The sequence below is a fragment of the Rhodanobacter sp. Soil_C_14 genome (assembly GCF_057657335.1).
This window is the reverse complement of record NZ_JBDGIQ010000001.1, coordinates 141737-155482: the sequence shown is the minus strand read 5'-3', so window position 1 is coordinate 155482 and position 13746 is coordinate 141737. Positions and strand designations below refer to the sequence as shown.

Annotated in this window: 9 protein-coding genes; 4 read left to right on the top strand and 5 right to left on the bottom strand. The window is 68.4% G+C overall.

The genetic code is table 11. The annotated features are described in order from the left end of the window. Positions 1–39 precede the first annotated feature (39 nt). From odhB to AC3A56_RS00640, 5 genes are all read right to left on the bottom strand, one after another. Positions 40–1245 carry a 2-oxoglutarate dehydrogenase complex dihydrolipoyllysine-residue succinyltransferase gene (odhB, locus tag AC3A56_RS00660; protein WP_487769000.1) on the bottom strand — a complete coding sequence of 402 codons (1206 nt, stop codon included), beginning with the start codon at positions 1243–1245 and terminating at the stop codon, positions 40–42. An 83-nt stretch (positions 1246–1328) separates the two neighbouring features. Continuing rightward, complete coding sequence (locus AC3A56_RS00655; RefSeq protein ID WP_056765956.1) at positions 1329–4169, bottom strand: 2-oxoglutarate dehydrogenase E1 component; 2841 nt, start codon at positions 4167–4169, stop codon at positions 1329–1331. A 325-nt stretch (positions 4170–4494) separates the two neighbouring features. After that, positions 4495–5445: a GNAT family N-acetyltransferase gene (locus tag AC3A56_RS00650; RefSeq protein WP_487768999.1), complete on the bottom strand. Its 951-nt coding sequence runs from the start codon at positions 5443–5445 to the stop codon at positions 4495–4497. A gap of 10 nt (positions 5446–5455) precedes the next feature. After that, a complete protein-coding gene (locus tag AC3A56_RS00645) occupies positions 5456–6652 on the bottom strand; it encodes a JmjC domain-containing protein (protein ID WP_487768998.1) in 1197 nt (398 codons plus the stop codon). Positions 6653–6682: 30 nt separating this feature from the next. Next, positions 6683–7435 carry a sulfite exporter TauE/SafE family protein gene (locus AC3A56_RS00640; protein WP_204111153.1) on the bottom strand — a complete coding sequence of 251 codons (753 nt, stop codon included), beginning with the start codon at positions 7433–7435 and terminating at the stop codon, positions 6683–6685. A gap of 159 nt (positions 7436–7594) precedes the next feature. On the opposite strand from AC3A56_RS00640, the gene AC3A56_RS00635 reads away from it, so the two are divergent. From AC3A56_RS00635 to AC3A56_RS00620, 4 genes are all read left to right on the top strand, one after another. Then, a complete protein-coding gene (locus AC3A56_RS00635) occupies positions 7595–9448 on the top strand; it encodes an assimilatory sulfite reductase (NADPH) flavoprotein subunit (RefSeq protein WP_487768997.1) in 1854 nt (617 codons plus the stop codon). Positions 9449–9525: 77 nt separating this feature from the next. Then, entirely contained in the window at positions 9526–11211 is a 1686-nt protein-coding gene (cysI, locus tag AC3A56_RS00630) for an assimilatory sulfite reductase (NADPH) hemoprotein subunit (RefSeq protein WP_487768996.1), read from the top strand. Beyond that, positions 11208–11930, top strand: coding sequence for a phosphoadenylyl-sulfate reductase (locus AC3A56_RS00625; RefSeq protein WP_487768995.1), 723 nt, complete (start codon positions 11208–11210; stop codon positions 11928–11930). Before cysI ends, AC3A56_RS00625 begins: the two co-directional genes overlap by 4 nt. Positions 11931–11986: 56 nt before the next feature. Next, complete coding sequence (locus AC3A56_RS00620; protein ID WP_487768994.1) at positions 11987–13744, top strand: bifunctional sulfate adenylyltransferase/adenylylsulfate kinase; 1758 nt, start codon at positions 11987–11989, stop codon at positions 13742–13744. Positions 13745–13746: the final 2 nt, after the last annotated feature.

Sequence of the window (13746 nt, the reverse complement as noted above, 5' to 3'; positions counted from 1 at the left end):
CCGTTCCCCGTTCCCTGTTCCCCGTTTCCGCTTTTTTGATTACAGCCCCAGCAGCATCCGCTGCGGATTCTCCAGCTGGTTCTTGATGTCGACCAGGAACAGCACCGCGTCCTTGCCGTCGATGATGCGATGGTCGTAGGACAGCGCGATGTACATCATCGGGGCCGCGATGATCTGGCCGTTCTCGACGATGGCGCGCTCCTTGATCGTGTGCATGCCCAGGATCGCGCTCTGCGGCGGGTTGACGATCGGGGTGGACAGCAGCGAGCCGAAGGTGCCGCCATTGGTGATGGTGAACGTGCCGCCCTGCAGGTCGTCCAGCGACAGCTTGTTGGCGCGCGCCTTGGTGGCGTAGTCGGCAATGCCCTTTTCGACGTCGGCGAAGCTCATGTCCTGCACGTCGCGCAGCACCGGCGTGACCAGGCCCTTGTCGGTGGACACCGCGATCGAGATGTCCTGGTAGCCGTGATAGATCACGTCGTTGCCGTCGACCGACGCGTTGACGAACGGATAGCGCTTCAGCGCCTCGGCGGCGGCCTTGACGAAGAAGCTCATGAAGCCGAGCTTGATGCCGTGTTCCTTCTGGAACGCTTCGCCCAGCGTCTTGCGCATCTTCGTCACTTCGCTCAGGTTCACTTCGTTGAACGAGGTGAGCATGGCGATCGAGTTTTTCGACTGCATCAGGCGCTCGGCGATGCGAGCGCGCATGCGGGTCATCGGCACGCGTTCTTCCGGACGCGAACCCGGAGTCGGCTTCGCCGCCGGCGCGGCGGGAGCCGCGGCAGGACGCGAGCCGGCGTTGACCACGTCTTCCTTGATGATGCGGCCGTCGCGGCCGGTGCCGGCGATGGCGGAGGTGTCGACCTTGTTCTCGGTGGCGACGCGCTGCGCGGCGGGCGAAAGCTCGGCGGCGGCCTTCGACGCGGCGGGGGCGGGCGCCGCGGCGGCGGGCGCCGGAGCGGCAGCAGCGGGGGCTGCGGCTGCCGGTGCCGGTGCGGCGGCTGCGGCACCTTCCTCGATGATCGCGATGATCTGCTCGCTGTTCACCGTGTCGCCGACGTCGTGACGGATTTCCTTCAGCACGCCGTCAACCGGCGAGGGCACTTCCAGCACCACCTTGTCGGTTTCGAGGTCGACCAGGTTCTCGTCGCGCTTCACCGCGTCGCCGGCTTTCTTGTGCCAGGTGGCAATGGTGGCGTCGGAGACCGACTCGGGCAGGACGGGGACTTTGAGTTCGATGGACATGTGAATCCTTGAGTTAGTGCGCTCATCCATGATCGCGAAGATCAAGAAGCGGCCGTCCTGGCCGCACTGTTCGGAAAAGCCGCTTATTCTGCAGAGTGATCGGTGCCGACCGGCGCGACCAGCGCCTGTTCGACGAGTGCCGCCTGTTCGGCGACGTGGGTGTTGTGGTGGCCAGCCGCCGGTGCCGGCGAACGGGCGCGACCGGCGTACGACAGGCTGTGCTTGACGCCGGTGCAGGCCTGCAGGTGATGGCGGATCTGGAACCACGCGCCCTGGTTCATCGGCTCTTCCTGGCACCAGATCACTTCCTTGGCGGAAGGGTACTTGTCCAGTTCGGCGGTGACCTCGACGCGCGGGAACGGATACAACTGCTCGACGCGCACGATCGCCACGTCCTTCAGTTCGCGCTTCTCGGCTTCTTCCAGCAGGTCGTAGTAGACCTTGCCCGAACACAGCACCACGCGCTTGACCTTCTTCGCGGCCAGCTCGCGATGCTCGCCGATCACCAGCTGGAAGCTGCCGTTGGCCAGCTCGTCCAGGGTGGACACCGCCAGCTTGTGGCGCAGCAGCGATTTCGGCGTCATCACGATCAGCGGCTTGCGCACCGGGCGCAGCATCTGCCGGCGGATCATGTGGAAATCCTGCGCCGGCGTGGTCGGCACGCAGACCTGCATGTTGTCGAACGCGCACAGCTGCAGGAAGCGTTCCAGACGCGCGGAAGAATGTTCCGGGCCCTGACCTTCATAGCCGTGCGGCAGGAACAGCGCCAGGCCGCACAGGCGGTTCCACTTCGCTTCGCCGGAGCTGATGAACTGGTCGATCACCACCTGGGCGCCGTTGGCGAAATCGCCGAACTGGCCTTCCCAGATGTTCAGCGTGTCCGGGTCGGTGGTGGAGTGGCCGTACTCGAACGCCATCACCGCTTCTTCGCTGAGCAGCGAGTCGATCACCTCGACGTCGGCGCTGGCGCGCACGTTGGCCAGCGGCATGTAGGTGTGGCCGTCCTTCTGGTCATGCAGCACCGCATGGCGGTGGAAGAAGGTGCCGCGGCCGGAATCCTGGCCGACCAGGCGCATGTCGTAGCCGGCATCGACCAGGGTGGCGTAGGCGAGATTTTCGGCGAAGCCCCAGTCGGCCGGCTGCTCGCCGGCGGCCATCTTGCGGCGGTCGTCGTAGATCTTCGCCACGCGCGCCTGCAGGGTGAGGTCGGCGGGCAGGGTGAGGATCTTGCTGGAGAGCTCCTGCAGCTTCTGCCGGGGCACGCCGGTGTCGACCGGGGTCGACAGCTTGCCGCCGATGAACTTCGCCCAGTCGACGTGGCCGTCGCGCACCGGCGACGGGTCGAGGTCGGTCATCGGCGCGCCCGCTTCCAGCCGTGCGCGATAGGCTTCGAACTGCTTCTGCGCTTCGCCGTCGGCCAGCACGCCCTGCTTGACCAGCTGCTGCTGGTAGAGGTCGCGCGTGGTCGGGCGCTTGCGGATGATCTGGTACATCACCGGCTGCGTCGCGGCCGGTTCATCGGCCTCGTTGTGGCCGTGGCGACGGTAGCAGACCAGGTCGATCACCACGTCGCGGCGGAACTGCTTGCGGAAATCGTAGGCGATCCGGGTCACCAGGATCACCGCTTCGGGGTCGTCGCCGTTCACGTGCAGCACCGGCGCGTTGACCATCTTGGCCAGGTCGGTGCAGTACATGGTGGAGCGCGCGTCCTGCGGATTGGAGGTGGTGAAGCCGACCTGGTTGTTGATCACGATGTGCAGGCTGCCGCCGATGCGGAAACCACGGGCCTGCGACATGTTCAGCAGCTCCATGTTCACGCCCTGGCCGGCGAACGCGGCGTCGCCGTGGATCAGCACGGCCATCGACTGCGTGTGCGCGGTGTCGCGGCGGCGGGTCTGGCGCGCGTGCACCGAACCGGTCACCACCGGGTTGACGATCTCCAGGTGCGACGGGTTGAACGCCAGCGCCACGTGCACGCCGCCCTTGGGCGTCTTGACGTCGGCGGAGAAGCCCATGTGGTATTTCACGTCGCCCGAGTGGGCCGGATCGTCGGGGTGGTCGAACTTGCCCTCGAACTCGTCGAACAGGGTCTTCGGCGGCTTGCCGAGGATGTTGACCAGCACGTTGAGGCGGCCGCGATGGGCCATGCCGATGACCAGTTCCTTGATGCCGTTGTCGCCGGCTTCGCGCACCACGTCGTCGAGCATCGGGATCAGGCTGTCGCCGCCTTCCAGCGAGAAGCGTTTCTGGCCCACGTACTTGGTGTGGAGGTAGCGCTCCAGTCCCTCGGCGGCGGTGAGGCCATCCAGCACGCGCTGCTGCCCGGCCTTGTCCAGGCCGCTCTGGCCGGCAGCCTGTTCCAGCCGGCTGTAGATCCAGTTGCGCTGCTCGTGGTTGCTGATGTGCATGAACTCGGCGCCGATCGTGCTGGCGTAGGTCTTCTGCAGGCGGGCCAGCAGGTCGCGCAGCTTCAGGCGCAGGCCGCCGCCGGCGTAGTTGCCGGTGTCGAATTCGGTGTCGAGGTCGGCATCGGACAGGCCGTGGAAGGCCAGGCCCAGGTCGGGTGCCGTCATCTTCTCGGTCAGGCCGAGCGGATCGAGGTCGGCGGCAAGATGGCCGCGCGAGCGGTAGGCGGTGAGCAGGCGCAGCACGCCGGCCTGCTTGCGCGCGTGTTCATCGCTGACCGGCGCGGCCGTGGCGCCGTTGTGGCGCTGCTTCTGTGCCGCTTCGATGCGGGCGATGGCCGCGGTGTGGGAGACGTCGCCGGACTCGCGACCCTTGAACGATGAGAAATACGTGGCCCATTCGGCGGGAACCGACGAGGCGTCGGCCAACCAGGCGTCATACAGCGATTCGACGTAATCGGCGTTGCCGCCTGCGAGTTGGGAAGATTCGAAGAACTCGCTGATCAGGTTTGTAGTCACGTCACCACCGGCAGGAAGGGATGCTTGAGCTCATCCGTGTCACGTTGAAGTCGCGGTTACCGGTCGGTTTTCAAGCCCGACAGGCCGCTGATACGGATGACTGGGGAGAATCCCCATGATTATAGCCTTTGGGTGCTGCGACGCGGCAAGCTGCGAATGGCCTGGAACGGCCCGTGCGGGGGCTTCTCAGACCAAGGTCGTAGCCCGGTTCCGGCGCGGCCAGCGGTTTCATGCGGTTTGCGTCGCGTCGCGGCTGGCCAGGCAGGGCGATCCCGGGCCAGCTGCGGTTCAGTCCGTCTGGCCCAGTCCGATTGAGCCAGTCCGCTCAGATATTCAGCGACTGCAGCTCGCTGGCCCGTTCGGCACGCTCCCACACTTCGTCGAAGTGCTGTTGCAGCGGCGCCTGGCTGGCGCGGTCGTGGCGGGCGGCGCGGCCCTGGGGGCGCGCGGCCTCGGGCAGGAACAGGTAGCCGCCGGCGTCGTTGAGCAGATAGGCCGCGAGGTAGGCCAGGTCGACTTCATCGACCGGCATGCGGATCTGGATCGCGCTGGGCAGGCGTTGCGCCAGGGCGATCAGTCGATGGTCACCGCGCAGCGCGGCGGCCGGATCGTGCAGCAGGATGCGGATCTGCGCCCCGCGGCCGGAGATCGCGATGCGTCGCAGCTCGGCCAGTTCGTCCGGGCTGGCGTAGGCATCGCTGCCCAGCAGGGGCAGGTGGATGTCCAGCCGATGGCGGGCATCGGCCAGCAGTTGCAGGCGCGCCGCCGCGGTCTCGCCGCGCGTGCCGGCAGCGAGCGTGCCGATGTCGGGCAGTGCTGCCGGCACATCGTCCGCTGCGGGCAGGGCCAGGCGCATCGCCTGATGGGGCAGGCCGGCGTCCTCGAAGGTCTCGCCGAAAGCCGCGAAGCCTTCGCGCTCGTAGAAACCCTGGGCGCTGACCTGGGCATCCAGCTTCACCTCCGGCCAGCCCTGGCTGCGGGCCCGGGAAATCATCTCGCGCAACAGCGCCTGGCCGACGCCACGACCGCGCCAGTCGCGCAGCACGGCCATGCGACCGATCTTGTGCTGCGGGGTGAGCCGGCCGCAGCCGATCGGCTGGCCATGCTCGTCGCGCGCCAGCAGGTGCCAGCAGTCCACATCGAGTCCGTCGCGCTCGCGCTGCTCGGGCACGCCCTGTTCGTGGATGAACACGGTTTCGCGCAGGTCGAGCAGGGCGGCTTGCTGGTCGGGGTTCGACCAGTCGGCGATCTCGATGTGGAAGTCCTGCAGTTTCATCGGTGCGTGCTCAGCGACGTTGGCGGGATTTGCGCACGATCAGGTGACCATCGTTGACCAGCGCCAGCAGCAGCTTGCGTTCGGCGGCGCTGATCTTCCTGGCGGGGGTATGGCTGCGCTGCTCGCACAATGCCTGCGCCAGCGCCGGCGTGGCCGGGTAGGCGGCGCCGCTGACATACAGCGTGCAGGTCGACTTGTCGCGGTGCCAGGCCAGCCGCGACCACGGGTGACGCAACAGTTGCGCGCCGCCTTCGAGTTGCTTGAGGAAGGCCTCGACGCTCAATGGCTTGTCCAGCGGCGCCGGGATCTGCGCGTTGCGGTAGCGCGTGATGAAACGGCCGAACCAGTCGTGCAGCAGGTCGTCGCGCAGGGCCGCGGCGAACGGCAGCGTGCTCTTCAGGCGCTCCAGCGCGGCGCGGTCTATCTCGCCGGTGGCCCTGGCCGGTTTCAGGTCCGGGTCGGCGTAGCGCAGCTCGTCCGGCAACTGTTCGGCGATGTAGTCGGCCAGGTCGCCGGTCAGCTCCGCCTGCGACGGCGCGCGCATGCCCACCGAAAACGTCATGCACGGACCGCCGAACGCCACGCCGTCGTGCGGTACGCCCGGCGGCAGGTACAGGATGTCGCCGGCGTCAAGCAGCCATTCGTGGGTCGGTTCGAACAGCGCCAGCTGCTTCAGTTCCACGTCGGGGCGGAAGGCCTTCGGCGCCAGCGGATCATCGCTGATCGCCCAATGGCGCTGGCCCAGGCCCTGGATCAGGAACACGTCGTACTGGTCGACGTGCGCGCCGACGCCGCCGCCGGGCTCGGCATAGGACACCATCACGTCGTCCATCCGCCAGCTGGGCAGGAAGCTGAAGTGCTGCAGCAGGCCGGCCACGTCCGCGTCCCACTTGTCGACATCCTGCACCAGCAATGTCCAGTTGCTGTCGGGAGTATTCGCGAAATCTGCCTCGCCGAGCGGACCGGGATGGACGTGCCATTGGTCGCGCTTTTCGTCATGCACGATCAACCGGGCCAGGGCGGCAGGCTCGCAGGCCAGGCCGGCCAGATCGTCCGGCTGCAGCGGCGGCTGGAAATCGGGAAACGCCTGGCGGATCAGCAGCGGACGCTTCTGCCAGTAGTCGCGGAGGAAGCGGGCGGGCGACATGCCCAGTGGCTGCCGGGCCGAGCCGCGGACTTCGATGGGGAAAACAGTGGGTTTGGTCATGCCGCCATTGTAGCCGCGGGCGAGGGTGGATCAGCGCAGGGCCTGGGCCACGCCATGCAGTCCCAGTCCGAGCACGGCGGTCGCCGCCAGCAGGGTCGCCGCCCGTGGCGGCAGACGCCGGGTGAGCACGGCGCCCAGCGGCGCGGCGGCGACGCCGCCCACGATCAGCCCGAGCACCGCGACGCCATGGCTGGCACCGACATGCCACAGGAAGCTGACGCTGGCCGCGGCGCTGACCGCGCACTTGGCCAGGTGCACCGTGCCGATCACCATGCGCGGGGTGGCGCCCCGGGCGACCAGGGCGGTCACCGTGATCGCGCTCCAGCCGCCGCCGGCGACGGCGTCGGCAAAGCCCGCGACCAGGCCCAGCGGCCGCGTCGCCGACGGGATGCGGTCATCGTGCTCGCCCGGTGCTCGCCTGCCGCGCAGCAGCAGGCACAGGCCCATGCCGAGCAGGTACGGCGTCAGCGCCATTCGCATCCATGCCGCCGGCACGTGGCTGAGCACCAGCGCGCCGATCACCGCGCCAGCCACGCCCGGTAGCGCCAGGGCCCAGAACAGCCTTCGTCGCACGTTGCCCGCAGCCAGATGGCTGAGGCCGGAGGCGCCACAGGTGAAGGTCTCCGCGTAATGCACGCTCGCGCTGGCCACCACCGGCGGCAGGCCGAGGCCCAGCAGCATGCTTGCCGCCGTGATGCCGTAGGCCATGCCCAGGGCGCCGTCGATCAGCTGGGCCAGCGCGCCCACGGCGGCAAAGGTGATGAATTCGGAGAATGCTGGCATGTGTCCGGGGCGCCTGGCGGTTCGGCGAAGTATTGGCGGCGGCCGTCGGGCGCGGAAATAAGCCGTCGGCATATGTACATGGCAAGGCATCCTTTCACGGCTATGCGATGGGGCAATACTTTGGATGTCCAGACGTATGGACGTCCAAACGAGATTGTCGTGAATTCAGTCGTCGCCAGAAACATTGCCGATGCCGAGCCGCCCGCGGACAGGCTTGACCTGCTGACCAGGGGCCTGGACGGACTGGGCGCGGCCCAGCTGTACTGGGTGGCCGCCTGGGCGGCCGCGCATGCGGGACAGCTCCAGCGCCACGGCGCGGCGGCGCCCGTCCCGGCGGCGCAGGCGGGCGAGCGGCTGACCATCCTCTACGGCAGCCAGACCGGCAACGCCCGCCGCATCGCCACGGCGCTGGCCAGTCGCAGCGAGGCGCTGGGCCTGCCGGTGCGGCTGCTGCGCGCCGACGCCTACCCGCAGCGCGAACTGGCGCAGGAGCGTCACCTGCTGGTGGTGGTCAGCACCCAGGGCGACGGCGAGCCGCCGGATGACACGCGTGGCCTGTTCGAGTTCATCACCGGCAAGCGGGCGCCGAAATTGCCAGCGCTGCAGTTCGCCGTGCTGGGGCTGGGCGACTCCAGCTATCCGCAGTTCTGCACGATCGGGCGCCAGCTGGACGAACGGCTGGCGGCGCTGGGCGCCAGCCGCCTGCATCCCTTCGGCGAAGCCGACCTGGAGTTCGAACTGGTCGCCGAACCCTGGTCGGAGCAGGTGGTGGAGCGCGCCCGTGATGTGCTCAAGCAGGTCACGGCACCCGGGCGGGTGACGCCGTTGCATGTGGTGCCGCCAGCCAGCGCGCATTCCCGCGAACAACCGTTCAGCGCGGTGGTGCTGGCCAACCAGCGCATCGTCAGCCGGGACAGTACCCGCGACATCCGCCATCTGGAGCTGTCGCTGGAAGGTTCCGGCCTGCGCTACCAGCCGGGTGATGCGCTGGGCGTATGGCCGCGCAATCCGCCGGCGCTGGTGGCGCAATGGCTCGACCTCCTGCAGCTCGATGGCGCGGGCGAAGTGAGCTGGAAGCATCGCCGTCAGCCGTTTCGGCAGTGGCTGGAGCGCGATTGCGAACTCACCCGCCTGCATCGCGGCTTCATCACGGCGCTGGCCGCTACCGGCGGGCACGCCGAACTGGCTGGGCTGCTGCAGCCGGAAAACGCGGCCCGGCTGGCCGCGGTGCTGGCCGACGACCAGCCCATCGACCTGCTGCGCCGCCATCCCGCGACCTGGCAACCCGAAGCCCTGCTGGCGGCGCTGCGGCCGCTGGCGCCGCGGCTGTACTCGATCGCCTCCAGCCCGGCGGCCGTGGGCGAGGAGGTGCACCTGACCGTGGCCGTGGTCGATTACGAAGCCGATGGCCATGCCCACTGGGGCGCAGCCTCCAGCCTGCTGGCCGCCAGCGGCGAGGACGCCCGGCTGGAGGTCTTCATCGAGCCGAACGAGCGCTTCCGGCTGCCGGCCGACGACGCGCGCGACATCATCATGATCGGCCCCGGTACCGGCGTGGCCCCGTTCCGCGCCTTCGTGCAGGAACGCCGCGAGCGCGGGGGCAGTGGCCGCAACTGGCTGTTCTTCGGCAACCGTCATTTCGCCAGCGACTTCCTCTATCAGGTGGAATGGCAGCAGGCGTTGACGGATGGCGCGCTGCACCGACTCGATCTGGCGTTCTCGCGGGATGACGCTCTTACTGAAAGTCCGCACAAGGATGTGCGGGGTGTTGCGAGGGATTCGCATAAAACCTACGTGCAGGATCGTCTGCGCCAGCGTGGCGCCGATCTGTACGCCTGGCTCGATGGCGGCGCACATCTCTATGTCTGCGGCGACGCGAAACACATGGCGCGCGACGTGCACGCCGCCCTGATCGAGGTGGCCGTGGCCCACGGCGGTCATTCCGCCGAATCCGCCGAGGCTTGGCTGGGCGAGCTGCTGCAGCAGGGTCGCTACGCCCGTGACGTCTATTAGTTGATGCGCTCGCCCCTGGAAGCTCGAGCCAGGAAACGGCCGGCCATGGCCGCACTCTTCAGAAAAAGAATGTTCCGATGTTTTCCCATCTCGAAAAAATCAAGGCTGAAAGCCGCTTCCTGCGGGGTGGCATCGCCGAGGGCCTGGCCGATCCGGTCACCGGCGCGATCAGCGACGACGACACCAAGCTGCTGAAATTCCACGGCAGCTACCAGCAGGACGATCGCGACCTGCGCGAGGAGCGTCGCCGGCAGAAGCTGGAGCCGGCCTACGCCTTCATGTTGCGCGCGCGCCTGCCCAGCGGCGTGGTGACGCCGGCGCAGTGGCTGGTGTTCGACCGCATCGCCCGCGAGTACGCCAGCGGCTCGCTGCGCATCACCACGCGGCAGACCTTCCAGTGGCACGGCATCATCAAGCGCCAGCTGAAGCCGACCATCGCCGCGATCCACGCGGCGCTGGCCAGCACCATCGCCGCCTGCGGCGACGTGGTGCGCAACGTGGTCAGCACGGCCAACCCGGTCGAGTCCGCCGCGCACGCCGAGGCGTACGCCTGGGCCACGCGGCTGTCCGCCGAGCTGGCGCCGAAGACGCGGGCGTATCACGAGATCTGGCTGGACGGCGAGCAACTGGCAGGCGCGCCGGAGGTCGAGCCGCTGTACGGCGCGACCTATCTGCCGCGCAAATTCAAGATCGGCCTGGCGATCCCGCCGCTCAACGACATCGACGTGTTCGCCCAGGATCTGGGCCTGATCGCGATCATCGAGCAGGGCGTGTTGCGCGGCTTCAACATCGCCATCGGCGGCGGCATGGGCGCCACCCACGGCGACGCCAGTACCTATCCGCGGCTGGCCAGCGTGATCGGCTTCGTCGTGCCGGAGCAGTTGTTCGAGGTCGCCGAGACGGTGATCGGCGTGCAGCGTGACTGGGGCGACCGCGCCGAGCGCAAGCATGCGCGACTGAAATACACGCTGGACCGGCACGGCCTGGACACGTTCACGGCGGAACTGGCATCGCGGCTGGGTTATGCGCTGGCTCCGCCGCGCGAGCACCGCTTCGAGCACAACGGCGACCGCTATGGCTGGGTCGAGGGACACGATGGCCGCTGGCATCTCACCTTGCACATCGAGTCCGGCCGGCTTGCCGACACCGGCGACCGGCGCTGGCTCAGCGGCCTGCGCGAACTGGCGAAGGTGCACGCGGGCGACTTCCGCCTGACCTGCAACCAGAACGTGATCATCGCCAACGTGCCGGCCGCCGAGCGAGCGCGCGTCGATGCGATCGTGCATGCGCATGGCCTTGGCGAATATCGCGCGCAGAGCGGCATCCGCCGTCATGCGATCGCCTGCGTGGCCTTGCCCACCTGCGGCCTGGCGATGGCCGAGAGCGAACGCTACCTGCCGGCGCTGCTGCCGAAGCTGGAGTTGCTGCTGGCCCGCCACGGCCTGGCTGACGCGCCGATCCTGCTGCGCCTGTCCGGCTGCCCCAACGGTTGCTCGCGGCCTTACCTGGGCGAGATCGCCCTGGTCGGGCGCGGGCCGGGTCGCTACGACCTGCGCCTGGCTGCCGACTTCAGCGGCCAGCGCCTGAACCAGGTGTATCGGGAGAACATCGACGAGGCGACGATCCTCGACGCGCTCGATCCGCTGTTTGCGCGCTACGCGAATGAACGGGGCGAGGGCGAGGGTTTCGGCGATTTCCTGCTGCGCGCCGGCATCGTGGCGGCGGTGAAGCCACGGCATATTCCGCTGGCGGTGCTGGCATGAGCGCGGTGCTGGCCGCGGCCGTGTCGCTCGAACCGCAGGCATTGGCGGAACTGAATGCGCGGTTCGCCACGCTCGACGCCGAGCAGCGCGTGGCGTGGGTGTTCGAACACATTCCGGGTGAACACGTGCTGTCGTCGAGCTTCGGCGCACAGGCGGCGGTGTCGCTGCACCTGCTGACCCGCCAGCGCGCCCGCCTGCCGGTGGTGCTGATCGACACCGGCTACCTGTTTCCCGAGACCTACCGCTTCGTCGACGAGTTGACCGAACGGCTCGCGCTGAACCTCAGGGTCTATCGCGCGCCGCTCAGCCCGGCCTGGATGGAAGCGCGCCACGGGCGGTTGTGGGAGCAGGGCGTGCCCGGGCTGGACCAGTACAACCGCTTGCGCAAGGTCGAGCCGATGCAGCGGGCGCTGGCCGAACTGGGCGCGACCGGCTGGTTTGCCGGCCTGCGCCGGGGACAGTCGCGCAGCCGCCAGGCGATCGACTTCGTCGAGCATCGCCAGGGCCGCTGGAAGTTCCATCCGCTGGCGGACTGGAGCGACCGCGACATCGGCCAGTACCTGGCGCGCCACCAGCTGCCTTACCACCCGTTGTGGCAGCGCGGCTACGTCTCCATAGGCGACACCCACACCAGCCATCGCTGGGAGCCCGGCATGGACGCCGAGGACACCCGCTTCTTCGGACTCAAGCGCGAATGCGGACTGCACGGCATCGCGTAAGCCACTTGCCGTCGCCTCGCGACGGCCTTCTCGCCACCTACTGGAAACTCGCCAACATGAGCCACTCCGCGCTTGCGCCCACTCCTGAAGCCGCTCCCGACGACGCCCTGATCGCCCCCCATGGCGGCGCGCTGAAGGAGCTTTATCTACCGCCAGCCGAAGCCGAAGCGCTGAAGCAGCGCAGCACGCAATTGCCCGGCGTCGACCTGGACACGCGCCAGCTGTGCGATCTCGAATTGCTGCTCAGCGGCGCGTTTTCGCCGCTGGAAGGTTTCCTCGGCCGCCGCGACTACGATCGCGTGGTGGAGGAACTGCGCCTGGAAGACGGCACCTTGTGGCCGATCCCGATCACCCTCGATGTCGGCGAGGAGTTCGCGGCCGACCTGGTGGTCGGCGACGAGGTCGCGCTGCGCGACAGCCAGGGCGTGCCGCTGGCGGTGCTGGAGGTGAGCGATATCTACTGGCCCGAGCGCCTGCACGAGGCGAAGCAGGTATTCGGCAGCACCGATCGGCTGCATCCGGGCGTCGCCGAACTGCTGGAACGCACCCGGCCGGTGGCACTGGGCGGTCGCCTGCGCGGCATCCAGCGTCCTGCGCACCACGATTTCGGGGAACTGCGCGACACTCCGCGCAGCCTGCGCGCGTGGTTCGCCGAGCATGGCTGGAGCCGCATCGTGGCGTTCCAGACCCGCAACCCGATGCATCGCGCCCACCGCGAACTGACCCTGCGCGCCGCGCGGCAGGTCGGCGCGAAGTTGCTGATCCAGCCCTCGGTCGGCCGCACCAAGCCGGGCGACGTCGATCACTACACCCGCGTGCGCTGCATCCGCGCCTTGCTGCCGCACTACCCGGCCGACAGCGTGAAGTTGTCGCTGCTGCCGCTGGCGATGCGCATGGGTGGCCCGCGCGAGGCGCTGTGGCACGCGATCATCCGCAAGAACTACGGCGCCAGTCATTTCATCGTGGGCCGCGATCATGCCGGTCCCGGCAAGGATTCGAATGGACGTCCGTTCTACGGCCCGTTCGAGGCGCAGCAGTTGCTGGAGCGGCACCAGGAGGAACTGGGCATCCGCATCGTGGCGTTCCCCGCGATGGTCTATGCGGCCAACCGCGATACCTACCTGCCGTCCACCGAAGTCGCCGAAGCCGACGAGGTGCGCGACATCTCCGGCACCGAATTGCGCAGGCACCTGCATGAAGGCAGCGAGATCCCCGCGTGGTTCAGCTTCCCCGAGGTGGTGAAGATCCTGCGCGAACGTCATCCGGTGCACCAGCCGCGCGGCTTCGCGCTGTTCTTCACCGGGCTGTCCGGCGCCGGCAAGTCGACCATCGCCCAGGCGGTGATCGCCCAGTTGCTGGAGCACACCAGCCGCCCGGTCACCGTGCTCGACGGCGACGAGGTGCGCAAGCACCTGTCGCGCGGGCTGGGTTTCTCGCGCGAGGATCGCGCCGCCAACGTCACCCGCATCGGCTACGTGGCCAGCGAGATCGTGCGCCACGGCGGCATCGCGGTGTGCGCGCCGATCGCGCCGTATGCCGACGCGCGGGCCGAGTCGCGGGCGCTGGTCGAGGCGCATGGCGACTTCATCGAGATCCACGTCGCCACCGCGCTGGAGGTGTGCGAGGCGCGCGATCGCAAGGGGCTCTACGCCCAGGCACGCGCCGGCAAGATCGCCAGCTTCACCGGCATCAGCGACCCGTATGAGGTGCCCGAGCAGCCGGAGCTGCGCATCGATGGCCACGCCGCCGAGCCGGCAGCGCTGGCCCGCCAGGTGCTGGCCCTGTTGCGCAACAAGGGCCTGCTCGACGATTGATG